This window comes from Enterococcus sp. DIV0755b (assembly GCF_051713765.1).
GTDB lineage: Bacteria > Bacillota > Bacilli > Lactobacillales > Enterococcaceae > Enterococcus_C > Enterococcus_C canintestini.
The window spans coordinates 1-22,018 of sequence record NZ_JBIOQN010000001.1; the positions used below are offsets into that span (position 1 = coordinate 1).

At 37.9% G+C, this 22,018-nt stretch carries 30 protein-coding genes; 2 read left to right on the plus strand and 28 right to left on the minus strand.

The genetic code is table 11. The annotated features are described in order from the left end of the window. Positions 1 to 57: 57 nt before the first annotated feature. From IGI65_RS00005 to IGI65_RS00085, 17 genes are all read right to left on the minus strand, one after another. Positions 58 to 390: a hypothetical protein gene (locus IGI65_RS00005; protein ID WP_438772847.1), complete on the minus strand. Its 333-nt coding sequence runs from the start codon at positions 388 to 390 to the stop codon at positions 58 to 60. A gap of 18 nt (positions 391 to 408) precedes the next feature. Continuing rightward, positions 409 to 3,537 carry a phage tail protein gene (locus IGI65_RS00010; RefSeq protein ID WP_438772848.1) on the minus strand — a complete coding sequence of 1,043 codons (3,129 nt, stop codon included), beginning with the start codon at positions 3,535 to 3,537 and terminating at the stop codon, positions 409 to 411. A 21-nt stretch (positions 3,538 to 3,558) separates the two neighbouring features. After that, positions 3,559 to 4,398, minus strand: coding sequence for a phage tail domain-containing protein (locus IGI65_RS00015; RefSeq protein ID WP_095006633.1), 840 nt, complete (start codon positions 4,396 to 4,398; stop codon positions 3,559 to 3,561). A gap of 23 nt (positions 4,399 to 4,421) precedes the next feature. Next, positions 4,422 to 8,237, minus strand: coding sequence for a tape measure protein (locus IGI65_RS00020; RefSeq protein ID WP_438772849.1), 3,816 nt, complete (start codon positions 8,235 to 8,237; stop codon positions 4,422 to 4,424). Beyond that, the gene (locus IGI65_RS00025) at positions 8,179 to 8,448 is read right to left on the minus strand and encodes a hypothetical protein (RefSeq protein ID WP_095006631.1); all 270 of its coding nucleotides are present in this window, start codon (positions 8,446 to 8,448) and stop codon (positions 8,179 to 8,181) included. The genes IGI65_RS00020 and IGI65_RS00025 overlap by 59 nt, the downstream gene beginning before the upstream one ends. Positions 8,449 to 8,489: 41 nt before the next feature. Next, positions 8,490 to 8,963 (minus strand): tail assembly chaperone, encoded by a 474-nt coding sequence (locus tag IGI65_RS00030; RefSeq protein ID WP_438772850.1) that lies wholly within the window; start codon positions 8,961 to 8,963, stop codon positions 8,490 to 8,492. A gap of 58 nt (positions 8,964 to 9,021) precedes the next feature. Beyond that, positions 9,022 to 9,624, minus strand: a complete 603-nt coding sequence (locus IGI65_RS00035) for a phage major tail protein, TP901-1 family (protein ID WP_438772851.1) — start codon at positions 9,622 to 9,624, stop codon at positions 9,022 to 9,024. Positions 9,625 to 9,638: 14 nt separating this feature from the next. Then, complete coding sequence (locus IGI65_RS00040; protein ID WP_438772852.1) at positions 9,639 to 9,989, minus strand: hypothetical protein; 351 nt, start codon at positions 9,987 to 9,989, stop codon at positions 9,639 to 9,641. Between the two features lie 4 nt (positions 9,990 to 9,993). Further along, entirely contained in the window at positions 9,994 to 10,338 is a 345-nt protein-coding gene (locus tag IGI65_RS00045; RefSeq protein ID WP_095006629.1) for an HK97 gp10 family phage protein, read from the minus strand. Continuing rightward, on the minus strand, positions 10,335 to 10,616 hold the full coding sequence (locus tag IGI65_RS00050) for a hypothetical protein (protein WP_095006628.1): 282 nt from the start codon (positions 10,614 to 10,616) through the stop codon (positions 10,335 to 10,337). Before IGI65_RS00050 ends, IGI65_RS00045 begins: the two co-directional genes overlap by 4 nt. Then, positions 10,616 to 10,966, minus strand: coding sequence for a phage head-tail connector protein (locus tag IGI65_RS00055; RefSeq protein ID WP_010747067.1), 351 nt, complete (start codon positions 10,964 to 10,966; stop codon positions 10,616 to 10,618). The genes IGI65_RS00050 and IGI65_RS00055 overlap by 1 nt, the downstream gene beginning before the upstream one ends. A 17-nt stretch (positions 10,967 to 10,983) precedes the next feature. Then, entirely contained in the window at positions 10,984 to 11,943 is a 960-nt protein-coding gene (locus IGI65_RS00060; protein ID WP_438772853.1) for a phage capsid protein, read from the minus strand. A gap of 16 nt (positions 11,944 to 11,959) precedes the next feature. Next, positions 11,960 to 12,583, minus strand: coding sequence for a DUF4355 domain-containing protein (locus tag IGI65_RS00065; protein ID WP_438772854.1), 624 nt, complete (start codon positions 12,581 to 12,583; stop codon positions 11,960 to 11,962). Between the two features lie 146 nt (positions 12,584 to 12,729). After that, a complete protein-coding gene (locus IGI65_RS00070) occupies positions 12,730 to 13,683 on the minus strand; it encodes a minor capsid protein (protein ID WP_438772855.1) in 954 nt (317 codons plus the stop codon). Further along, positions 13,649 to 15,184 (minus strand): phage portal protein, encoded by a 1,536-nt coding sequence (locus IGI65_RS00075; RefSeq protein WP_438772856.1) that lies wholly within the window; start codon positions 15,182 to 15,184, stop codon positions 13,649 to 13,651. The genes IGI65_RS00070 and IGI65_RS00075 overlap by 35 nt, the downstream gene beginning before the upstream one ends. A gap of 13 nt (positions 15,185 to 15,197) precedes the next feature. Then, positions 15,198 to 16,643, minus strand: coding sequence for a phage terminase large subunit (gene terL / locus IGI65_RS00080; protein WP_438772857.1), 1,446 nt, complete (start codon positions 16,641 to 16,643; stop codon positions 15,198 to 15,200). Then, positions 16,621 to 17,049, minus strand: coding sequence for a phBC6A51 family helix-turn-helix protein (locus tag IGI65_RS00085; protein WP_438772858.1), 429 nt, complete (start codon positions 17,047 to 17,049; stop codon positions 16,621 to 16,623). Before IGI65_RS00085 ends, terL begins: the two co-directional genes overlap by 23 nt. A gap of 338 nt (positions 17,050 to 17,387) precedes the next feature. Between IGI65_RS00085 and IGI65_RS00090 the strand changes: the two genes are divergently transcribed. Both IGI65_RS00090 and IGI65_RS00095 read left to right on the plus strand, forming a co-directional pair. Beyond that, complete coding sequence (locus tag IGI65_RS00090; RefSeq protein ID WP_010747075.1) at positions 17,388 to 17,576, plus strand: type II toxin-antitoxin system HicA family toxin; 189 nt, start codon at positions 17,388 to 17,390, stop codon at positions 17,574 to 17,576. A gap of 33 nt (positions 17,577 to 17,609) precedes the next feature. Beyond that, on the plus strand, positions 17,610 to 18,062 hold the full coding sequence (locus IGI65_RS00095; RefSeq protein ID WP_095006624.1) for a type II toxin-antitoxin system HicB family antitoxin: 453 nt from the start codon (positions 17,610 to 17,612) through the stop codon (positions 18,060 to 18,062). Between the two features lie 189 nt (positions 18,063 to 18,251). On the opposite strand, the gene IGI65_RS00100 is transcribed toward IGI65_RS00095, so the two are convergent. The 11 genes from IGI65_RS00100 to IGI65_RS00150 all read right to left on the minus strand — a co-directional run bounded on the left by IGI65_RS00100 (position 18,252) and on the right by IGI65_RS00150 (position 21,945). Further along, positions 18,252 to 18,335 carry a putative holin-like toxin gene (locus IGI65_RS00100; RefSeq protein ID WP_219924597.1) on the minus strand — a complete coding sequence of 28 codons (84 nt, stop codon included), beginning with the start codon at positions 18,333 to 18,335 and terminating at the stop codon, positions 18,252 to 18,254. A gap of 194 nt (positions 18,336 to 18,529) precedes the next feature. Then, complete coding sequence (locus IGI65_RS00105) at positions 18,530 to 18,952, minus strand: ArpU family phage packaging/lysis transcriptional regulator (RefSeq protein ID WP_438772859.1); 423 nt, start codon at positions 18,950 to 18,952, stop codon at positions 18,530 to 18,532. Between the two features lie 162 nt (positions 18,953 to 19,114). Further along, complete coding sequence (locus tag IGI65_RS00110) at positions 19,115 to 19,408, minus strand: DUF6275 family protein (protein ID WP_438772860.1); 294 nt, start codon at positions 19,406 to 19,408, stop codon at positions 19,115 to 19,117. 127 nt (positions 19,409 to 19,535) lie between these two features. Further along, positions 19,536 to 19,814 (minus strand): hypothetical protein, encoded by a 279-nt coding sequence (locus IGI65_RS00115; protein WP_438772861.1) that lies wholly within the window; start codon positions 19,812 to 19,814, stop codon positions 19,536 to 19,538. A 188-nt stretch (positions 19,815 to 20,002) separates the two neighbouring features. Next, on the minus strand, positions 20,003 to 20,371 hold the full coding sequence (locus tag IGI65_RS00120; protein ID WP_438772862.1) for a hypothetical protein: 369 nt from the start codon (positions 20,369 to 20,371) through the stop codon (positions 20,003 to 20,005). Next, positions 20,347 to 20,559 carry a hypothetical protein gene (locus tag IGI65_RS00125; protein ID WP_010747084.1) on the minus strand — a complete coding sequence of 71 codons (213 nt, stop codon included), beginning with the start codon at positions 20,557 to 20,559 and terminating at the stop codon, positions 20,347 to 20,349. Before IGI65_RS00125 ends, IGI65_RS00120 begins: the two co-directional genes overlap by 25 nt. Beyond that, positions 20,547 to 20,711 (minus strand): hypothetical protein, encoded by a 165-nt coding sequence (locus IGI65_RS00130; protein ID WP_010747085.1) that lies wholly within the window; start codon positions 20,709 to 20,711, stop codon positions 20,547 to 20,549. Before IGI65_RS00130 ends, IGI65_RS00125 begins: the two co-directional genes overlap by 13 nt. Position 20,712: 1 nt before the next feature. Beyond that, positions 20,713 to 20,964 carry a DUF3850 domain-containing protein gene (locus IGI65_RS00135; RefSeq protein WP_010747086.1) on the minus strand — a complete coding sequence of 84 codons (252 nt, stop codon included), beginning with the start codon at positions 20,962 to 20,964 and terminating at the stop codon, positions 20,713 to 20,715. After that, positions 20,954 to 21,277, minus strand: coding sequence for a hypothetical protein (locus IGI65_RS00140; protein ID WP_071865143.1), 324 nt, complete (start codon positions 21,275 to 21,277; stop codon positions 20,954 to 20,956). The genes IGI65_RS00135 and IGI65_RS00140 overlap by 11 nt, the downstream gene beginning before the upstream one ends. Next, entirely contained in the window at positions 21,270 to 21,467 is a 198-nt protein-coding gene (locus IGI65_RS00145) for a hypothetical protein (protein ID WP_010747088.1), read from the minus strand. The genes IGI65_RS00140 and IGI65_RS00145 overlap by 8 nt, the downstream gene beginning before the upstream one ends. Then, the gene (locus tag IGI65_RS00150) at positions 21,454 to 21,945 is read right to left on the minus strand and encodes a DUF1064 domain-containing protein (protein ID WP_438772863.1); all 492 of its coding nucleotides are present in this window, start codon (positions 21,943 to 21,945) and stop codon (positions 21,454 to 21,456) included. Before IGI65_RS00150 ends, IGI65_RS00145 begins: the two co-directional genes overlap by 14 nt. Between the last annotated feature and the right edge of the window lie 73 nt (positions 21,946 to 22,018).

The window sequence follows — 22,018 nt, forward strand, 5'->3', positions numbered from 1 at the left end:
ACTTCGATTGCTTCCGTTTCGTCTTCTTCGTTAAATACATAGTTCATTTCAGTCATTCTAATTTTCATCGAATGTTTCCTCCTCTTTTAAAATTGGCGACAGTTGATGCAGTGTTCTCGCACGAATGGTTATTTCTCCAAAATCTGTTGTACTCACTTGAGGAAGATCAACCCCCATCTCTTCTTGATATAATTCTTTCAACTTTTCATTTTGTTGATTTTGTTCCAATTCCAAGATAGGTTTTGCAGTCTCACGAATCGAGTGAGTAACTGCTCCTAAATTCGTGATTGCCTGATTGATTTTTAAACTTGTCGCAATTGGCAATTCCTTTTCGCTTAGTTCAAATAAGCCTGTTTCTAATTCTAAAATTTGAAGTACCGTTAATTTCATAAATATAAATGCTCCTCTTTATAAAGTAATTGTTTTATAGTTTCGCACACCGCCACCACTAGCGAAAAAACTGGTCGGTAAATGTATTTTCCCTAACCCTTTAAGTGCATAAACCACTTTCCTAATTTCCTCTACAGGAATCACTCGATTATCGTGCAACAAGTATAACCAGTTACCTCCCATAAATATTCCTGATTTTCCACTAACATTAAATAACCCAGAATAAGTGTAATTGCTGTAATTTATCGTTGCAAACTTTAAAAATTCTTTTGCATTTGAATAATTAGGTTTGATTCTTGATAGATAAACATCGGCATCCATATGAATACCTGATTTTCCGGTAAACTTCCCTTTAGGATCAAGTAATAACATTGATGTATAAGCTTGATCATTAGCGTGCTTCATATAACTCCAACCAACAAAATCACCTGTGTACTCCAAATCCATCACAATACCACGAACATTGTCTTTCCCTGATTTAGAGTTTTCTCCCATGCGCCCAATTTTTCTTGTACCGTGCCAAAACTCCATGCCTTTACTCGTCAACCGGCCAGTTAAAGTGTTCCTAGAACGAAAGTCTAAAGACCACGGATTCAATTGAAGATTTTGACTATAATTGTTAAATCCGACTTGAATCGCATTGGCTGCCAATTTATCCGCAGTAATCGATCGTGAACGAAGACGTTCGTTGTTGATATAGCCACTACTAATGTTGGTCGCATCTAAATTAGTGACTGTAACGTTTTTTGCATTTAATGTACCATATATTTTAGCTGCATCTACCTTTAGATCTTTAATCTTTGCCATTGGAATAAACGCTTCTCCAGTAAATGTAACTGTATCTGCATCTAAAACAAGTTGCTTGTTCTGAATCAAAGTACGGCCCGCTTCGATATTCAACTGAGCAATAATATCACCTTTTTGTACGGTAACATTAAAACGATCCGCCGTTTGTGTGAGTTGAGAACGAATCGGTATAGCTGCTTTCTGTGGTTGCGCACTTTGAATGACGGCATAATCAATTGCATGTAATGGTTGATCGCCCTTTAAAACAACGACTTTCAAATAGTGTGACCTACTCGTTGCTCTTGAAACCGTTTGTTCTGTTCTATAGGCAACAAGTTGTTTGTTTTCATCGTAAAATACCATCGTACTTATCACTAGATCGCCTTGACCGTCCACAACCATATAGGGTTTTTCTGCTTCAACTTCGATAAACCCTGTGGAACGAACAGTTGTAGGAAAATCAATCGGTTTCCCCCCATTACGAGCAATAGACCCAATTTCCCAGCCAGCATTTATATTCGTCGCTTTGCCATTCAACCCTCCGATTGTTTCTATCACGCGTGTATATTGACCTGCTAACTGTGTTTGTTGGGAAGTGACGCCTTTTAGTTGGTCTAAAACAGTTCGTTGGAATCCCGCAGAGGTTTGTTCAAGTTGGGACAGCTTTACTTTCACACCATCTGTTTCGGTTACTAACGAACGTAATTTGTCCCCTTGGACCGTTAAATTAGTGGTATGTTGACTGACCAATTTGTTGATCGCGTCAACTGACGTAATAGATGCCTTCGCTTCTAATCCTTCTGCCGTCTGATTTAATAACGCCTCTTGATTTTTTACCGTACCTTTTAGCTGATCAAAAGTGGCTTGACTCACTTTTTGTGAAAGTTCCCCTGTCAGTTGGTTGGTCACTTTTTCAACTTGTGAAGTTGTCCACTTCAATTCTGTGATACTTGCATCCGTTGCTAAAAAATGATCATAGGCTTCTTCGGCTTGTTTTAAGGCTTCCGTTGCCTGTTTTTCAACTGCCGATAATCCATTTTTAGCAAACCCTGCATCAATTAACGCTTGTTGAGCTTTAGCATTATTTTCTGAAGTCTGTTTCTTGGCTTGTTCTAATTCAGATTGTTGTTGTTCAAATTCTTTTTTAATAGTTTTTATTTCCGATTCATCTAATACTGGCCACCATTCTGAGCCATTCCATATTTTTAAGACATTCTTTTCCCCTATCGTCTGATACCATATGTCGCCTTTATGAAACTTTTGACCTATTGGTTCATCTGGACCATAATATGTCATTGATTTCCCATCAGCAGAAATCAACGCAAAATTAGCCGTACCATTTGCTCTATCTATAGACAGCTCTATTTGATTTTTCCATGAAATATCTTTTGCTTGGGATTGATCGATAAGGTTTAATCGTCCACAAGAAATATCATGCTCAACAATATGTCCTTCTACATCATACGATGTGGTATAAGATAGAATCCTTACCTTTTGCTCAAAACCAAGGTCTTGATTTATCGCCATAATATAATCGCCTTCGTGAGGTTGATCATAATCATACCCAGCTTTCGTCAGATCTTCCATATCTATATCTACCGATATTCCATAAGATGATTCTACTTCTTCTTTCAATCGTTCAACTAAGCTATTGGCTTGTGTATAACGTTCGTCAACAACTGGATCTCCTTCAAGTTTTCCATATATTTTTGCAAGCGGACTTAGATATTCTACTTCCAACCGTCCTTTTGATGGATTTTCAGAATCTTTAAAAGCTCCATACCCTTTCATATAAGTAATAAAAGATCCTGTATCCTTTTCTATATGAAGTTCATTAAGATTAAAACCTTTCTTAACAATGGTTGATAAATTTGTCCCTACTTTCTCTAAAATTCGAACCACTCGGCCATTTACAGAAAATTCAACCCCTGTTGACTGGATAAAATCTTTGAATAAAGTAAGACGGTTTTTTAAGCCAAAATTTTCTTTCTCAAAAGCTAGAATTTTGGCTTCTAAACGATACGTGTAGCTGCTACCATTGAAGATATGTTGTAAATACCTTTCCGCAGTATTTGAACCATTAAGTACTGTATGAACTACAGATTTTTGCATATCGAAAAAGAATTCGTGTACAGCATCAAATTCGACAACTACACGTGTTCCTTCATCAATTGGGTTGATATAGGTCAAACAATAATTTTCATCCTCAAAGACAATGCGCCATCCACGCCCAATGCCTTGTAAAAGTTGAGCATTAGTATAGATTATTCCGCTTAAAGACTTTTCACCATTTACTCCTTTAGTTCTTTTGCACTCCGCAATGGCAGAATGCAATCCCCCTTTTTCGTCAATGAAATTCATTCCTCTATCACCCCATTCCATTTATTTATATAGTTCTACAAAATTAAGTACTTGAATAGTCCCTTTAAAATTCGTTTGAATCTTTATCTTCTTTGTATTTGTAGGTTCTAAAACAAAATGCTCGTGATTTGTTTTATCATTGACATTTAAACCATTTAAGGTGGTTTCCACTCCTTTTAATAACAAAATGTCCCTATCCTTCAAAGCAGTTTGCGTTTGATAGGTAAAAGTCCTGCTCCCTACTGCCAGAAAAAATTTTCCCGGTTGTGATTGAGTAGCTGTTAGTTTCATCACCCACGGCCATTCTAATTGGCTACACTTAGCAGTTCCTTCATAAGCAAGAAACGTAGAAACCGTAACTGATTTGGGAATAGTCTCTCCAAACGGTAATTCTGCTGTTTTCCCTTCAAAAGAAAAATTCATTCTTAAGCCTGCAGCTGAGAACCCGATAAATGTATAAGAAATTTCATCTTCTACAATTATTTTGTATCGATATTTATATGGTCGGTGAGGAATTGTAAGTAAATTTAAATCACTCGTTTTTTGGCCAGGCAATTCAAAAGCATATAAATTGGTAGTAGGCAACATTTTTGTAATATAAAAGGGCTCATCGTTACTGATAAGCCCATTGATTTCATCCTTTTTTTCTTCTAAAGCATAAGCGTTTGGGACAATAAATGTTCCAGAAACACTAATTTTTTTCTCTTTATGAACGGCACCAGAAAAAACATACCCACTTCTATTGGTTACTTCTCGCCTATTGGAGGTAACAGAGGAAGAGCTATCTTGAAAATCAGTAACAAGTAACCCAATAGAAGAAAGTGTCGTTTGAACACCATTTTTTGTGATTAAAGCATCCACTTCTTCTGTTTCACTCCCTTAATCTAATTGAAATATTTGTCTTTATTTTTCTTTCGTGCTTCTTTATGCTTGACCGTAGTATAAATCCGATCTCCCACAATTTCATTGTGAACATAAATTGTTTCTTGTTTCAGCTCAGATTCACGGATATCTTTGTCCATATCACTTGTAAAGGTTGCAATAGTTCGGTTCGTAAGCGTTGTGTCTCCTACCATTACCGCCTCTGCTTGATAACGTTGTTCTTGAATAATTGAGCCGAATTCATTTGCTTGTTTTCCTACAAAGCGAAACATCGACTGCATTCCTAATCCTAATCCTTTACCTAACATTTCCCCCATCCAAGTTGTAATTCTCGATGGTGAATGGATGTCTAATGCGCTTTGAATCGTTTGTGCAACATTGTTTGCAATCGCATTAGCCGTTGAATAAATGGCTCCGGCAGAATTAGACAATCCATTAGCCAGCCCTATACCAGCGTTATAGCCCAAATTGTTTAGTTGAGATGATAAAATAGAAAATACTGAAACGATTTGATAAGAGGCTTGCGTACTCACTTGAATTGATTGTGTCATACCGGATTGGAAAGCATTTCTAATAGTATTCATTCCATTAATAACAATTTGTTGCATTTGATTCATTGTCGATTGAATCAATGACTTAAGTTGGCTCACGCTACTATTCGTTTGAGAAACAACATCAGAAAAACCGGCCTTTATAGAATTTCTAACACTATTCATGCCAGAGTTTGCTACAGCTGTCATAGATTGGAATGAAACTTTGACTTGATTTTCCATTTGTTTCGTTTCTGCTGTTACATTAGAACTTGCCCCACTCATCGAACCCGACACAGTTTTTTCCAACCCTTGAATACTAGTTGTTCCGCTTGACAACAATTCAGAAAAGTCTGCGCTCCCTGAGGCATTCAATTGGCTAATATCCGCAGTACCTGTCTTTTGTAATGCTTGTGTTGCATTCGTTACATTTGCATTTAATGTTTGTGCGTCCGAGCTTCCTTGACTGAGAATAGAGCTAAAATCTCCTAATGCTGAAGTACTAATTTTCGAAGTTGCATTGGAAGCATTTAGTCCCATTTGGTCAAAACTTGCAGAAACACTAGAACTAAGTTCTCCTGTCTTGCTCTTCATTGATTCTGCAGTTTGAGAATACGTAGAAGTTATTTCTGTAGACTTCTCTTTTGATTTCCCAGTAATCTTATCCCATAAGTTACTAAATCCATTTTTGATGCCGTCCCAAGCATCTTTCAGCACGTTTGGTATTGCTTCAATCACACCACTTGCGAGGGATTTTATAATATCCCAGCCAGCTTTTAGAATACTTGGCAACATTTGAATGATCGTTGTCACCAAAGAGAAAATAATTTGAATTCCCGCAGAAATGATATTTGGTAAATTCTGCACAATACCACTAACTAATGCTTGTAAAATCTGAATAGCTGCTTGTAAAATCATTGGTAGGTTTTGGACAATAAAATTACATAAAGCTTGGATGATTTGTACCGCACCATTTAACAATTGCGGTATGCTATTCATGATTCCTTGTATCAAGGTCAAAATGGCCTCTAAAGCGACTGGTAACAATTGAGGTAATAGTTGTGTAAGACCATTGATTAAACTCAATAGAATTTGAATACCAGTTTCAATGATTTGCGGTAAATTCGTCACGATATTTTCCACAAAAGCTTGCAGAATCTGTTGTACTGAACCAACGATTTGTGGAATGTTTTCTACAATACCATTGACTAGACTTAATAATAAATTCATACCCATGACAATTAACTGAGGCAATGCGCTAGCTAAAGAAGTCAATATGGTAGTAATGATAGTCAATGCTGAACTAATTAATGATGGCAGGTTTTGAGCTACACCACCAACTAACGACCCAATAACTTCTACACCAGCTTGAACAATTACCGGTAGCATTGTCGCGATTGTATTCGCTAATTTACTAATTAGCTCGGTTCCGCTAGTGATTAGTTGTGGAATTTGTGACGTAATCCCACCAACAAATCTGGAAATAACCTCTGGACCCTTTGTAGTGACCATTTGCAACAATTGATCAATTTGTGTTCCAAATTGGTTGTTTACAAGTCCTAATCCGGCAACAACGAGACCTAGTATCGCTGCAGGTCCAACGTTTGCTAATGCGACTTGCACAATTGTAGCCATTGCCGAAGTCATCCCACCTAACGCTCCCATACCGACAGTCGCAGCAGACGACAAACCGCCGCCAATTTTAGGGAATAAACTAATTAATCCGCTGACATTGTTTGAAACAAATCCGAAAGCTGTCTTTACCGGACCAGATAAAACGCCAGAGATTCCAATAAAGCCACTAGTCAAAGCACTCAATGCTGGCAAAGCTCCACTCAAGGTTAATGCTCCACCTAGAAGACCAGCTACAGGCAGAAGTTTAGAAATAATTCCTTGCATATTTGTTAAAGCATCATTGGAGAGCTTTGTTCCATTGACAAAATGATCCAAAATTGGGATAACACTATCAATTGCTTTTTCTATAGGAGCCATGTTAAAACTATCAATTTTGTCGGTAATTTTACTAATGGCATTAATTCCTACTTGAGAAAGCTTGTCAAAAGAAGGTTGTAACTTATTGGTTAACGTTTCTTTTAACCCGTCCATAGCTTGACCAACTGTTTTATACTCAGTCGCCATTTTACTAAACGTGTCGTTGGTTCCGACTTTTGTGATTGCATCAAAAAAGTCCTCTGTTTTGATTTTCCCGTCTTGTACAGCTGTAACCATTTCAGAGGTAGACATGCCCATTTCTTTTGCAACAGCAGCAATACCAGCTGGGGTTTGTTCTAACATAAGCTTGAAATCTTGCCATTGAACAGTGGGTTTTGCGGCCATTTGTGTAGCTTGTTGGCTCAATGTTTTCATCGCTTGAGTAGGATTTTCAGCGGCAGCCGCTAAACCACCAAACCCTTTAACCAATTGATCTGCACTCTTAATGCCTACTGCCGCTAACTGACTATAGGTAGTTGCCATTTCGGAAGAAGAATAAATCGTTTTTGTTGCAAAATCCTGCAGCTCTTTTTTCACACCAGCAATTTCTTTTTTCCCCATACCAATATTTTCCATATTGGCATTAAAGGTTTTCCAAGTGGCTGATCCTTGATTTAAATCGCCTACTAGTCCAGTTATAGCACCTGAGATCATCGATACTCCTTTTTGTGCTATCGCATACGCAGCCCCAATTCCAATAACTTTTTTTATTAGTCCGCTTGTCGTATTGGTCACATTGTTGGACTTAGAGATCATACTATTTAACGTACTTGCTGCTTTTGTTCCTGCTTTGTTAAACGCAGTAGTCAATCCGCTGCCTACTCTTGTTCCTACTGAAGTAGCCGAATTCACTATTCTATTCAAACCTTTTGCAACTAGACTAGATGCGTCTCCAACGATTGGCCCTACTTTACTAAATCCAGCTCGAATGGGTTGGGGAATTTTTTCGCCGATAGAAGCAATCACACGTTGAATTTGTCCACCCGCCGTACTAAAAGGCGCAACTAAACTTGTCTTTAAACCAGCTAACTTAGAAGGTACCGTTGTATTCAACTGACTCATAATATTCCCAACTTTAGAGACAATGCGATTCGTACTTTGACTCATATTGCTGGCTAATTGATTCATCGTAGAACCTGTTACACTGAGAATTTCTGACATTGCTTTTTTATAGTCGCTAGTATCTGCCCCAATTAATGCTTTGATTGCTCCTGTTATATTTTCAGCCACCCTCTTCTCACCTCCGGTTTTTAAAATGTTCCAAGGCTTGCATCGCTTTTTCAAGACGACGATCATTCCTTCTCACTCGTCTTTGATTACGTGCGAAAGCCTTTCTTATTTTATCTTCTGCTTTCTTTTTATTCATAATTTTGTTCATCTGAGGTTTTTTCGCATTAAGAATATACCGCAGATTAAAACCAAAAATCGCATTTTGTTCTTGTTTATCTAATTCACGTAAAGCCAAACCTTCAAGGATTGCTTCAAGTTCCCACAAATAACAATTCATAATTAAATCAATGTCCGTTAACCCATGTCTTGCACAATTGACTATGAGATCTCTTTCTTGATTCGTTCGGACAACTCTTTCAATTGCGTGATTTGGATTTTGTCCTCTTCTTTCTTCCGTGAAACCATCACTTCGATCACTTTTTCTATATTCTCTAGATATTTGCGGATCTTGCTCACGAAAAAACCAGAGGCTAACATTTCCTGTTTCAGATCTTCAAAAATACGGTTATAAGCTTCTTCTTCACTTAATCCACTTTCTATAAGTTCTTGGACATACCTATCAATCGCTTCAAGGGCATCGTTTTCAGTAGCTTTACTATCAACTAATTGCAACAAATTCACCAAGGCATCGTCTTCTTTTTCTAATACTTGGACAAAAAGAACACCAGCTCCGTCATTTTGGGGTTTCCCCTCTTTGTCTTTTGTCGCTAGTTTTTTATTGGCTTTGAAATTTAACATATAGTTGAATTTAATTTTTTGTTCTTTTCCTTTTAAATTGATATCAAATGACATAAATTATTCCTCCTAGTATTTTCAAAAGTAAAAAGCATAGCGATGGCTATGCTTTTTACTATCGTTCTTCTGAAGAAACTGGATTTTTTTGGACCGCGTCATAGTCTCCTGTAGTTTCTCCTGGGTTTTGATAGTCGTACAACGCTTCGATCGCTGTGATATCATCATTTGACAATGGAAATTCTCCTTCTTGTAATTTACCAATAATGTTTAAGGTGTAAGAAGTTTCTACCAGATCGTCTCCATCTTGAATTTCAACATCATCCGGCATGCCATAACCAAATTCAGCTGGATAAAGCTTTACATCTTCTATCCCATCTGCAGGTTTAGCTACAGTTTCATCAATCACTACACGCCAAACTTTGACAGAATTCCCATTCTTCTTTGCATCTTTTACCACTTTGATGGATTCGTCATTCGGAATAAAGTATTGTGTCAATTCAATACTGTGTTCGTCTGTCGATTTAATGATAATACGCCCCATTTTGGTTTGCTCATCGATATTGTCCCCACCATAAGTGACGCTTCCCTCTGTTTGAAAGGCGGGTAATAACGCAGGAGAGCCAACTTCCGCTTTGACCGATTGAATAAAATACCATACTTTTTTCCCAGTAATTGCTTTCCCACTAAACTTTTTAACACCATTATTTTTTGTAGCCATAAATTGTTCTCCTCCTAAATAATTAAATCGTTTGTTCTAAATACAATATGATAGACTTCCCTACCAATTGAATTATCAACTATCACTTGATGAGTGATTTGCTTGTTTAATGCTACTTTAGTCTTAAAAATAGCTTCTTCTAAATTTGTTCGACTGTTGGTTGGATAAAACAAATCAATTTGTAGAACTGTATCTACAATTGCTGGACCAAATTTAGCACTTGGCGAATCATCACCTATGTGGGTACCCACCACATAAAAAGGCTCCTTGATGCTTTCATCAGGGAGCTTAAAATATACGGGGATTTGGGTAGCGGCTAGTTTTTTCGATAGTCCTTTTAAATATTCTGTCATTGGAGAGTACATGCAATCATCCTCTCACTAATTTTGTTAGTCGTTTCTGAAGTAAAGGCCAATCTGCATAGACTGCCGGAAAAAGAAATGGTTGTGCAAACATATACCGTGTCCCATATTCGACAAAAATGGAATAGTTTACTGGTGATATCACTTCCGCTTGCAAGAACCCGATATTATTTGCATAAATATTATTGGACATCCATCCTGTGTCCCATGGAGCAAGTTTTTTTGCGCGTTTTTCTACTCGTAAAGCAGACAATTTGATTTCTTTGTCTATTGCTTGGTCTAAAGCAGGTCCTTTCCTGCTAACTTCACGCATAAATTCTTTTAGTCCTTGAATTTTCACACTTTTACTCATGCAAGAATCACCACTGTAGAATTCCGATGCCATTTGATTGAATAAACAGATCGTGCTAAACCGTCGTATTCGATTTTTGAAAATCCTTTATGAATTCCTTGAATATACAATTTGAAAGCCTTCTGATTGTACTTTCCAAAAATGCCTATTTGTTCATCATTGGATACCCCAGTTTTGCCACATGGTTCAATTACTTCTTTTTCCTCAATAGCATCATCGCCAAGATAACCAGGGACTTTTCTTTCATAAGTTATCTTGACACGATCACTGTAATTCATTATATGAACCTCGTAATGCCTTTACCAGCACGAATTGCAGGCTTAGTATACTCGTCAAAAATATCCAGATATTCATTTAAATAAGAAGGTTCCCAAGAGTAGGATCGACCTTCCTCGCTATCTGCAGTAGTCCCTTCACTGTTTCGTTTGTTAAAACGTTTGATAGCAACATCTCTATGAATATAGATCAGATCATTTGGAATAGTTTTGTGCTTCTCAGTATCATTCTTTACAGCAAATTGATTTAAAATGGATAAGATCCGTTGCTCACTATCCTTAATAATAAGGTTAAGCAGCGGATCTTGAAGCTCATCAGCAATACCTAGAAACAGCTTGATATCTTCTAACATCAATAGCCACCTCTTTCTTATTTGCTTGCGCCACCATCATTAGGAGCTGTAGGTTCTGCTTCAATCGTTGCTTCTACAACGCCTTTTGGAATTTCAGTGAATAAAACCAAAGCGTTCATAAATAAAGATTCGTACGTAGCGTTGCGTAACGTACGACCGCGAGTCGCAGAGATAAACCCTGTTTCATCGACAAAATCAACAAAAATATCTCCAAGATCAGATGCTTTCATATCTAGGTAAGCCAATACAATATTATCTACTGCAGTAGAATAAATTTTGCCTTCTGGAATTGCATTTAATACAACGACATTATTTGCACCTAGAAAGTTTTTTAGTAAGGTCATCCCAAATACGTTCGAAGCATCTGCAAGTACTTTGGTGTCACCTAAATAAGTAGCTACATCCATTGGATTAACAAAAGAAACAAAATCTGCACCATCAAATTCTTCAAATGTATTTAATTTCCCCCAGGATTGAGCTAATGCTTTTTGTAAACCTACTCCCTTAATCTTTGTAGGGTTTGTACCAAGAAACGTTACAAATTTGGACTTTAAATTTCCTTGTATTTGACGAAGCAAACGATTATCTGCTTTATCAATCGCTAAGGATGCCCCATGACGTGCAATCGCTTCTGCAGAAACTGCTCGACGCCACTTGTTAAAGGTAACGGTATAATCTTTATCTTTTGCACGGGTCACTTTGGATAACGGAATATCTTTGCCTTCTGCGACACTTCCATCTTTGACATCTGTTTCCCATTTATAAGTTTGGATTTTCAAATCTTGTGATAAAGGTTCTAGCCGAGTAACACCTAATAATGCAAGCAATTCTTTAATACCCGCTTCAAAGCGGTTCACAAAGTCGATGGACTTGATTTCCCCCAAGTCATCCATTTTGGTTAATCCCGTTTCAGCCGCAAAAAATTGCAAATCCATTTTTAACACTTTTTCTTTATTCGTCTTTGACATGTTCTTCATCGCTTTTTCCTCCTAGCTAAAATAATTCTCGATTTTCGGCAATCATCCGTTGTCGTTCTTTCGTATTTTTAATTGCCATAATTTCCGCTTTGGTCATTTGACCACTTGTGTTGCCAACTTTTGTTTTCCTTTTAGACGCCAAGCGTTCATTCACTTTGGCTTCTACTGCTTTATCCCATTCAGCACGAAATGCTTTAACATCCTCTAGGATTTCTTCAGCAGTATCGCCAGCAATCCGATGAGCAAAATCAGCTGGTATTCCTTGAGCAGTAAGTTGTTTCCCTTTTTCAACAAACAATTGTTCTTTTCGAAAAGTTTCTTTCTCTTTTTCGAAATCTTCTCGTTCCTTATCAAAAATCGCTTGTTGGCGGTCTTTTTCAGATAGCTTTGCTAAACGAGCCGCTTCATTTTTTTGTTCTTCTAATTCTTTTTGCCATCTAGCACGTCTAGAATTAACGATAGAATCAACCTCTTTATCATCTTTAAACCCAAACTTTTCTTTGATGACTGCCACTTGTTCTTCGCTAAATTCCTCCACATTAAAATCGGTTGATGTTTGATCTCCCGGTTGATCTGCATCATTTTCTTCCGCAAAGAATTGTAGATTCAATGGCATAAATAATTTCTTGTTCGTTTTCATGATTTGTTGCTCCTTCCATAGCTTTTTTCGTGGATCAATGCTTGCACTTCCGATGCTTTTACTGTCATCACGCTTGGACAAAATAAAAAGCCTAGGGGTTGACTAGACTTCCATTTCTGAAATAAGTTGTGATTTTGCTACTTCCATCATACCGATAGCAGTGAATCTTTTTCTTCAAATCCTAACTCCGAATCATCGGGAACAATACATGTCCGGCAATTCACATGATATGGGGGAGCAGTCACTCCAGGTTGATATTCTGATAATAAATAAGATTTATCTTCTCGGTGTACTTGGAGACATATATCTGTAGTTCTGCTGTCTACGTGAACATTGTTTTTATATCTAGTTAGTCCAAATTCTTCAAAACGCTTAGCTGCGGAAAGATTGATAACATTCGTCCCATCTGTCCGAACGATTGCTTCTGCTCTACTTTTAGCCACATTGTACGTTTTTCGTAATTCACGAGCCATATCTGCGGGACCCGAGCCACGTATAAACCCTTGGGTAAGAACTTTTTTTAAATCCTTCGCAAGATCGTCTGTATTCCCCCAAATGCTGTCGGAATAGTTTTTCCCATTAAATGGCGTTTTTACGATTTGTTCCAACGCTGGCTTATTTAACGTACTTTGGGAATTACCACCTGCAATTTTTCGATAAGCGTATTTTGCAACTTCTTTTAGATAAGAATCAAACGATTGATGCAATGTACCGCTCATTTTACCCAGTTGCCAAGCAAGGTCAAGTTGCAATGCTTCTAATCGTGTCACTTTTCCTGCTCTATACTGCTCATTCAGCCGTTTTAAAAGTTCCGAATCCTTTTCAACTTGCTTGAGATATTTTTCCGCATTCATTCGATAATCAGACAGCTCCTCTCGCATGAGCCTTTTTTTCGCTTCCTGCAAAGAGATTTTATTCTCCTTGGCATATTGTGCATAGAATGCATAAATCTCTTTCTGGACGCTCTGGCGGCTTTCTGTGTAAATGGTTTGTAATTCATCAAAGAAATCAATGTCTGTGCGATCGACATACGCCATGATTTCATCCATACGTTTGGACCAGTAACTAGCTGATTTCTTCGTCACCTTCTTCTTGGTCATCCTCAATCACATCCACTTCAGGACGCCTTGGTGCTGGTTTTTCTTCGGCTTCTTCTTTTATTCTTGTTAGTTCAACTTCCGGGTCAATACCAGTAACAGTAGATAAGATTTCAAATAACGTTTCATCTGAAACTGTGCCATATAATTGACCCGCTAATGCCACAATCTCACTATCTGACTTAGGAACATTGGCTGTAAAGATGATATTCGTATCATTGATTTGGTCGTAAGCAACAGAATCATTTCCTTTGATCCGCCAGATATTTACTGCTAAACGCAATCGTCGCATTAAACCCTTTTCAAATAAACGTTGCTGCATGACGCGACGATTGTCAGCGGCCATCAGTTTGTATTTCATCGCTTCGCCCGATTGCGTCCCGCTAAAATTAGCATCTAAAGTATCCGGTGTGAATGTAAAACGTAGAATATCATTCACTAGACGTTGCTTATACGTTTCCGTACCTTCTGTATCATATTCTTTTACTAAATACTTTGCATCTGGAGTAGATCCGTTTGGATTTGGGTTGTCATCCATAATCATGATTCTTGCTCGTTTAAAGGCTAACGAAACAGCTAGTTTTGAATTAGGAACGACATTTCCGTCCTCATCCAAGTCATTTGGCGCTGTTCCTGTATACGGATTTCCCGTAATCAATAAAATAGCATCCATGGCATCTTGTTGAAAGTTTGCCAGTTCTGATTGCGATAGATCATAAGCGTCTATGGCATCTAAAACAGGTTCGTAAGCTCCTGTTCGATCTTCATTATTTGCGTATTCGTTGATTGGCACTCCGTCAAAAGCATAATCATCGTAGTCGTCTAAGTGCAGTCCGCGGTCTTCCTGATTATCATTCAAATAGATATAAACCATGTCGCTAGTGTAGACGTTAACGAAATCTTTCTTTTTGCCATCCCCATAATCGATCGAGTAGTAATAAACGCCGAATAGCGAGTTATTATCTGTCGTATCATCGTACACAACAAAAGTCTGTTCTGGATTTAATTTTACCAATTTCACAAATGCACGATCAGCTTCATCTAGCATCGTTGTTAACAATTCATACGCCCGTCCATAAATAGAAAGATCTGTCTTGATTAATACATTGTGATAGTCTTCGTTGTTACGTTTGGAGAAATCATCAATCTGTTCTTGAATCTCCTCGTCTTCATTTTTGTATTGCACAGGCTGACCAAGCATATAGCCTTGTTCAAAAATGGTGATATACCGTGCAAAGTCACTAGCTATGCGATTATCAGCAGCAAATTCATCCGTTTTAGCTGGTTTGTATTTTATATTATTGTCCGCCAAATAGTACCGTTTCAATTCTAGCAGTCGTGGCACTTGTTCACTTTTATGGCGATTGATAAATTTTTCTAATTGATGGATCCAAATTTCTGAAGCAAATTCGATTGTTTCAAAATCTTCACGAGACATTCGAAAAACAGTATTTGCATTTTTATGGTAACGGTGTTCCTGTAAAAAAGTAATTTCTTTATCCATTTCATCTTCCTTTCTAGCCAAAGAAGAATTTGGCTGCATTCATTCGTTCCTCTAAACTTTGAGGATTTTGTATCTGAAGGGTTTCGGCAATACCAGTAATCGAATCTGGTGCATCGTCATGAGTATTTTTACCCTCGCGCTGGTACGTTGTCATAGCTAAATAAAATTCTGGCCAGCGTGTTGCCCAATCTGATGGATAATACACATTGTTTTCAACCCACGCGCTGTTAGATAAAATTCGAGACTCCTTATTTGCAGATTGATGAAAATCTTCATAATAAGCAGCATAATATCCTCGCTCCTTTACTAATCGCTCGGAATTACGACGAAACCCACGACCGCCATTGTTTCCTTCAATTCGGACATGGTTCACTTTGTTTCGTATGATCATATTTGCATGAGCATTCTCTGTCACTTCCATAGGCTCTTTGGTATATAACACATCCAATAAATACGCTTGATGATTCGATGTCTCAGCAAAAACAGGGGAGGCAAAATAATCAGCCCCCTTATCAGCGGTGTCGGTGTAATTCCATATTTTGATAATATTATCAGGCAATGTATCGTAGGTAAGAAATTTTTGGTACAACCTGCCTTTTTTATCAATGGGTGTTTGTTGGTAGTTTGCTTCTGCAATATCTACATTCATTTCTTGTACTACATCTAAGTATTCGTCGTAAGTCATGATCTCATCACATAACATTGAACCATCTTCTTGAACTGTTTTATAACATATCTGATAAACATTATTCTTACGTTTTACGAGCATTTTCCCAGCTAAATCATTGCTTGACCAACGAGTCATAATCAAAATTTGTTTTCGAGGTCTCTCCATCCGCTGGGCAAGTGTATTGTTGTACCATTCCCAGTGAGCATTCAACACTCGCTCGTTGTACGCGTCTTCTGCAGTTTTGATTATGTCATCAACAATGACGTAATTAGCACCAATCCCTGTAGACGTGCCACCAGGAGAAGTAGCCAAGTAATTTTTTTCCTCTGATCCATCTAATGACCAAAAACCTTTAGCGGCATCTCCTTGTTTAATTGAAGTTTCTGGGAATACGTCTTGGAAATACTCATTTTTTATACTTTCGTTTTCAACCATAATTCCATCTCGTGTTTGTTGAGCGAATAGCGACGAAAGAATTTGATTATATGAGCCCGTGATAATCTTAGTTTTCGGGTTTTGACCAAACATCCAAAGCACAAATAAGCGAGCTGTAAATGTTTTTCCATGACGCGGAGGCATATTAATGACTAATATTTTCTTATCGATCTTATCTTCATAAAAATCTTGCAATGTCTGACACAGGTCTTTTAAATATAAGCGGTCTTCTTTATAAAAATCTGGATAAAGTAATCGACAAAATAACCAAAAATTTTTTCTTGCTTTACGAATGGCTAATTCTCTTTGAACTAAAACATACTCAATTCGGTCAAGAGTCGTTGATTTGTTCATATCGCTTCACCAACTCTTCTAACTCTTCATCAGACATTTCGCCATATTGTTTCCGGATATCAACTCCGCCAGAATGTTTAAGCTCTTGTTTATCTGTATAGATTCCAGCAATAGTCAAAATCATTTTACGATCCTGATGCCCTTTTTCAGTCAATGCATACTTGTAAGTGGCGTTAAGGACATCAGAGGCTCTCCCTTTGATCAGATCCATTGTTGTTTCGTTGACTAAATCGACAAAGCCATCTTTGCTCATGGCGTCATAATATTTTGTCCTACCGATTTTTGCCAGCGAACACAACTCTTGTACTGATTTGCCTAAGTTATCCGGATTTATCAATACTTCTAAGAGTTTTTTCTCTGCAGCAGTGGGGTTGTATCTGTTCGCCTTCGTATTGCTTTTTTTCATCCTTAATCACCACCTCGTAATGTATAAATTGTTTGCGTTTCACAGATAGATTGTTGCGGAAACAGCGGCTCTTTTTTGTGTTGCTAAACAAGTAATTCCATAGTATAATTGTTCATAAGCAACCCTAACACTTTTTTATTAACCCCTTGACCACTATCGCCCGTAGTGGTCTATTTTTGTGCGCAATATTTGTCCACAATCCCACAGCACGATGCGCACCGTGTCTATCTGCTCTCAATTTTATACACACCTCCAAAACAAATACATGTTTTTTTACGTCTCTCTTTACAACACGTATTGCACGTGCTATAATGTTGTTGTCAGGAGGTAAAGTGCACATGCCTATGACACAAAGAGAAATGGTTAAGCTCCTTAAGTCTCACGGCTTCAAAAAAGTTGGAGATGAAGGCAAAGGTTCTCATGTCAAAATGACAAAACCGGGACAGGCGAGACCTATCATTATTCCTCACGGTGAACTAAATAAATATACCGAACGAGGAATAAAAAAGGATGCTGGCTTACTTTAGTCGGATCCTCAATATCTGAAAGGAGCGATTTTGATGCTAGTTACCTATCCAGCGCTGTTTTATTATGATGATACAGATAAAGCATCAGTACCCTACTCTGTTTTTTTTCCTGATATTCATTATGGTGCTACACAAGGTGAAAATATTTCAGATGCGATGTCCATGGCCTCTGAATTTCTCGGAATTGCAGTGGCTTCAATGGTTGAAGATAACGAAAAAGTTCCTACCCCTTCAAATATTCATAATCTGTCACTTGTTGATAATAACCCCTTTATAGACGATAAAGATTTCGACTTACAATTCGACCCTGAAAAATCCTTTATCTCGATGGTCACAGTTGATATTTCTCAATACCTTGGTGAGCAAGAACCAGTAAAAAAAACACTAACAATACCTAAATGGGCTGACCGCTTAGGTAAAGAGTTGCATCTTAATTTTTCAAAAACATTAACAGATGCAATCGCAAATAAACATATTGAAGTCTAGCTTTTGTTAGGCTTCTTTTTTACACACAAAAAGACCGCCGAAGCGATCTCAATTGATTTTCTATTTTCACATGTTATAATGGACATAGAAAAAGGACGTGCTGCAAACACGCCCTATGTAGAACCGTTAAAAAGACGGCAGCTTAATTCAATGGTTTAACCATCTACTCTCTGCTAAAGTGTTAGATGGTTATTTTTTGTTCTTGTGATCTGTAATCAGCAGCACTAACGTCGCAAATGCGATCATCAGCGATAACGCTTGATAAACAGACATGCCTACTCCCTTCTAGGGATAAAGCTATGAACCATAGGCATCACCCCTTTATTAAGAGATTAGCCACCATCTTTTCACTTTTCTACAATGACTATTATACAAAAAGGCCAACGTGTATGCTAGCCTTGTTTTTATATACTATTTGATACTACTATCATATCACCTTTTTTCGAACAAAAAGTATCAAAAAAGTATCATTTTTTGTAAACCAGACATTGCCCATGCTTATAAGCTTCCGCAAATTCCAGCAATGCAATGTTTCGTAATCGTTTCACGTGAACTTCACTGAAGTGCAATTCTAAACTTATTTCATACACAGAAGCCTTTTCAGGCTCGCAATAAGTCATAGCTAGTATTTTCCGACTTCTCCAGGAAAGTGATGCTAAAGCTCTTAGAATGGCATCTCGTTCGTTCTCAGCATGCACACGTTCCAATAGACCCTCTTCTGCCTTGTTTATCGACACGCCCAACGTTCGAGGCATGTCACTAAGAAGCGGTGATTTGATATCTATAGCTGCTTTTCCTGCGATACGTTCCCATTTGCGATACTGAGACAAGATTTTTCGTGCATTCATTTTCGTTTTCTTTTCATCGATTTCAGGTAATGGAGCTATCATTTTAGCCACTCCTTATGGTATAATAGTAGTACCATATTACCCATAGCATTGAGCGAAAGCTTGGTGCTTTTTATTTGCCTTCTCTTCCGGCTTCCTTACCTAACAAATATCCCAATAGCAACGTCATCAGAAAGAATAGCGCTCCTACAATCATTTTGAGTATCATCTGTTTTCCTCCTGCAACAAATCGCCATCGATTAACACTACTATATTCTCTTGCTTTTTATATACGTCTACATAAAATTCTTGTTTATCACCGTTATACGTAATTTCGAAGTAAAGACCGTCCCCTTCAATTTTTGTAGCTAACAACGCTTTATTATTTTGCAACGTTTTACTCAACCATACAACAAACAGTTGATCAACTGTTATACCTCTGTGCAAAGAACCTTTGCGTTTATTATACAAATCAACAATCATTTGTTTGCATTTTTTTACAAAAATTTCATTATCCATTTTCAACCTCCGCTGTAGCATATCCTGCTGTGATACCATTTGGAAAAACTCGACTAGAAAAAACTAGTTGAATTTTTCTATTTCTGGCAACATATTTTTCTTCGTCAACCAGTGATCTGTTTCCCTCCTACAACAAATCGCCAGCGATTAACAATACTTCACCGTTTGCTTCAAGAGTTTCAAAATATTGAAATGCTTCTTCTGCGCCAAATGTTTCCCCTTCTTCTGTATGACTGTTCGCAACCATTTTGAATGCTTCGTATTTCCCCATTGTTTTCATTTCCTCGAAAAACTCTTTTTCGTCCTCTACTTCGCAAACAAGGTCATTGTAAAGTTCTAAGCATTGTTTTTCGTCTTCAGCAGCGATTAATGCAAAATAAGGGACGTTCATTTCGTAGAATTTCATTTATTTTTCCTCCTCAAAACTATTCACAACAGCAAACATATGTCCGTTATCGTGCAAATATTCTAGTAAGTCTTCAATTTCACATATCTACATCTTCTGTACCAGAATAAATCCCCTCAATAATTAACAGCTGGTAATTGAACATAATAAAGTGGCTCTTTCAATTCTTGTTTATTCATCGATGGTCCCTAGTCATATTCGATTGGGGTTTTAATGGACCAGACAGGGACGGACCACTGCCCATAATCTCGCCGTTCGAGCCACCAGCAATTACGGAGCTCATTGTCTTCGTCTATGCCAAAATGATAACGAACAAAGGCCTCTTCCACCATGTATGGCGCCCCTTCGTCCAGCATTGATTCTGACCGCCATTCTTTTATGGCTTGTTCCTTGGTATAGTTTTGTTGGTTGAAGGCCATACAGTGAGCGAATTCCTCATCATTAAACACTTCAAAATCAAACTTGCTTTTTCCTTGCTTATTGTAGGTGCCGTTGGCCATCGCTTTTTCTTTTAGTCTACGTTTTTTCTTTTTCACTTTGGATTTTCCTTTTCCCATAATCCTTTATCCACCTTCACTACTGCGATTTTCCCTTTATGCGTAAAGAGGGCCGTTTCCAATTGCTGCTTCCCAGTGATTTTTTTGAAATATTTATTCTTTTGAAAGTATTGATACATATTTTGGGAATGCCGACTCAATTTGATATAATCTCCGTCATGCAATTCCACATCGTTTATATCGCGCATGCTAATCCCTTCTCCACTTTGCGTACTTTCTGTACAGCGCGCTCATATGCAGGAATGATTTCCTTTTGCTCCTCGTATAAACGTGTCTCGTTAATATAATTCAAAGCTTCCGTTAGTGCGCGCCATTCGTCTGCCGTCAACTCATTTTTCATCTTATCCCCTCCATTCTGTCGGTTCAATCGCTTCAATCCCTAAAATAACCTGTCCGTCTGGTTGCCCCGCATGCGTGATGTAGGTAATCCTCACATAATAACGATCACCGGTATCCGCTTCTTGTTGTCTTTCTCGTAAAATGAGGAGGTCGCCCACTGTAAAATTCCAATCCTGCTTACAAATTTCAAATTTCTTTTTCCCGCTTGTAATGGCATCAAAATCTTCTGGTGAAACAGTCCATTCATGTACCACACCCCTCGTCCTCCTTCTCTTCGAGATATTCGTATTGTTTGCCATACCGATCGAATGCGTTGTTTTTCGCCATCGTCCAAATCCGATTCTTGCTATAGACACTTCGAGCCGCAATTTCTTCCGCTGTTCCTTCTAAAACAAGCTTTCCATTTAGTGTAACTCGGATTTTTTGTGGTTTCTTTCTTTTTAGAGAGTCTTTCCCCCACAACTTTTTTTGTAAGTTTGCGACGCGCTTTTGTACGGCGGAGTTCGCGGTATAATCCGGTCGGGAAATGAGTTGTTCTAACTCATGAAGAGCTCTCACATCAAGCACATTCGATCCACCCTTTATCCATCAAATGCAGAAGCAATAGGCCAATATCTAAGACATCTTCCCCCATTATTTGGGCTACCTGCGTGGGTTTAACCCCTTTGGCAAAAAGTCGACAGGCCTGCTCTACTCTTTCCCATGGCCAGATAAATTTTGCATTTTCTAAAATAAGAACAGGGTCATCCTTCCGCATCTGATTTCACCTCCAATTTTTCTTTTTTTCGTTTTTGTCGTTCTCTGGCACGTTTATTTTGTTGCCGTAAAGATTCAAAACACGACATTTCTTCAAAACAATCGTTTTTCCGGTCATATTTTGCAAACATAACTGGATAGCCATATTCTTTCGCAAACATCTTCATTTTCAGCTGACTTTCTTTATCTTGATAGCCTTTGACATCGACCACTTTCACAATCGTCGCCCCCTCATAAAAAACAAAGTCTGCTTTATAATTCACTGGGTTGATTTTTTCGCCAGTGGATAAAATTGTTCCAGATTGAACAGGAATTAATTTCTGCATCAAACAATATTTCCCAGCCAAGGGTAAAAAAGAAACCCCTGCATCTCGTAGTTTTTCATAATAACGCGCTTCGGCTTTAGAATCAAACGTATAGCCGTCTACAAAAACTTTTTGATTGCCGAATTTACGCTTTCTTGTTTGTTTTTGCGGCACTGCTTTTCACCTGATCTTTAAACAGTTCAAATTCTTTTTGAACGGCTTGCCCATGTTTATTGCAGATTGGACA

What these genes read in the sequence shown, in the direction of transcription:
- IGI65_RS00005 (WP_438772847.1), bottom strand. Translation starts at nt 390, where the DNA reads ATGAAATTAACGGTACTTCAAATTTTAGAATTAGAAACAGGCTTATTT.
- IGI65_RS00010 (WP_438772848.1), bottom strand. Translation starts at nt 3,537, where the DNA reads ATGAATTTCATTGACGAAAAAGGGGGATTGCATTCTGCCATTGCGGAG.
- IGI65_RS00020 (WP_438772849.1), bottom strand. Translation starts at nt 8,237, where the DNA reads ATGATCGTCGTCTTGAAAAAGCGATGCAAGCCTTGGAACATTTTAAAA.
- IGI65_RS00025 (WP_095006631.1), bottom strand. Translation starts at nt 8,448, where the DNA reads ATGAATTGTTATTTGTGGGAACTTGAAGCAATCCTTGAAGGTTTGGCT.
- IGI65_RS00030 (WP_438772850.1), bottom strand. Translation starts at nt 8,963, where the DNA reads ATGTCATTTGATATCAATTTAAAAGGAAAAGAACAAAAAATTAAATTC.
- IGI65_RS00035 (WP_438772851.1), bottom strand. Translation starts at nt 9,624, where the DNA reads ATGGCTACAAAAAATAATGGTGTTAAAAAGTTTAGTGGGAAAGCAATT.
- IGI65_RS00040 (WP_438772852.1), bottom strand. Translation starts at nt 9,989, where the DNA reads ATGTACTCTCCAATGACAGAATATTTAAAAGGACTATCGAAAAAACTA.
- IGI65_RS00045 (WP_095006629.1), bottom strand. Translation starts at nt 10,338, where the DNA reads ATGAGTAAAAGTGTGAAAATTCAAGGACTAAAAGAATTTATGCGTGAA.
- IGI65_RS00050 (WP_095006628.1), bottom strand. Translation starts at nt 10,616, where the DNA reads ATGAATTACAGTGATCGTGTCAAGATAACTTATGAAAGAAAAGTCCCT.
- IGI65_RS00055 (WP_010747067.1), bottom strand. Translation starts at nt 10,966, where the DNA reads ATGTTAGAAGATATCAAGCTGTTTCTAGGTATTGCTGATGAGCTTCAA.
- IGI65_RS00060 (WP_438772853.1), bottom strand. Translation starts at nt 11,943, where the DNA reads ATGAAGAACATGTCAAAGACGAATAAAGAAAAAGTGTTAAAAATGGAT.
- IGI65_RS00065 (WP_438772854.1), bottom strand. Translation starts at nt 12,583, where the DNA reads ATGAAAACGAACAAGAAATTATTTATGCCATTGAATCTACAATTCTTT.
- IGI65_RS00070 (WP_438772855.1), bottom strand. Translation starts at nt 13,683, where the DNA reads ATGACCAAGAAGAAGGTGACGAAGAAATCAGCTAGTTACTGGTCCAAA.
- IGI65_RS00075 (WP_438772856.1), bottom strand. Translation starts at nt 15,184, where the DNA reads ATGGATAAAGAAATTACTTTTTTACAGGAACACCGTTACCATAAAAAT.
- terL (WP_438772857.1), bottom strand. Translation starts at nt 16,643, where the DNA reads ATGAACAAATCAACGACTCTTGACCGAATTGAGTATGTTTTAGTTCAA.
- IGI65_RS00085 (WP_438772858.1), bottom strand. Translation starts at nt 17,049, where the DNA reads ATGAAAAAAAGCAATACGAAGGCGAACAGATACAACCCCACTGCTGCA.
- IGI65_RS00090 (WP_010747075.1), top strand. Translation starts at nt 17,388, where the DNA reads ATGCCTATGACACAAAGAGAAATGGTTAAGCTCCTTAAGTCTCACGGC.
- IGI65_RS00095 (WP_095006624.1), top strand. Translation starts at nt 17,610, where the DNA reads ATGCTAGTTACCTATCCAGCGCTGTTTTATTATGATGATACAGATAAA.
- IGI65_RS00100 (WP_219924597.1), bottom strand. Translation starts at nt 18,335, where the DNA reads ATGTCTGTTTATCAAGCGTTATCGCTGATGATCGCATTTGCGACGTTA.
- IGI65_RS00105 (WP_438772859.1), bottom strand. Translation starts at nt 18,952, where the DNA reads ATGATAGCTCCATTACCTGAAATCGATGAAAAGAAAACGAAAATGAAT.
- IGI65_RS00110 (WP_438772860.1), bottom strand. Translation starts at nt 19,408, where the DNA reads ATGGATAATGAAATTTTTGTAAAAAAATGCAAACAAATGATTGTTGAT.
- IGI65_RS00115 (WP_438772861.1), bottom strand. Translation starts at nt 19,814, where the DNA reads ATGAAATTCTACGAAATGAACGTCCCTTATTTTGCATTAATCGCTGCT.
- IGI65_RS00120 (WP_438772862.1), bottom strand. Translation starts at nt 20,371, where the DNA reads ATGGGAAAAGGAAAATCCAAAGTGAAAAAGAAAAAACGTAGACTAAAA.
- IGI65_RS00125 (WP_010747084.1), bottom strand. Translation starts at nt 20,559, where the DNA reads ATGCGCGATATAAACGATGTGGAATTGCATGACGGAGATTATATCAAA.
- IGI65_RS00130 (WP_010747085.1), bottom strand. Translation starts at nt 20,711, where the DNA reads ATGAAAAATGAGTTGACGGCAGACGAATGGCGCGCACTAACGGAAGCT.
- IGI65_RS00145 (WP_010747088.1), bottom strand. Translation starts at nt 21,467, where the DNA reads ATGCGGAAGGATGACCCTGTTCTTATTTTAGAAAATGCAAAATTTATC.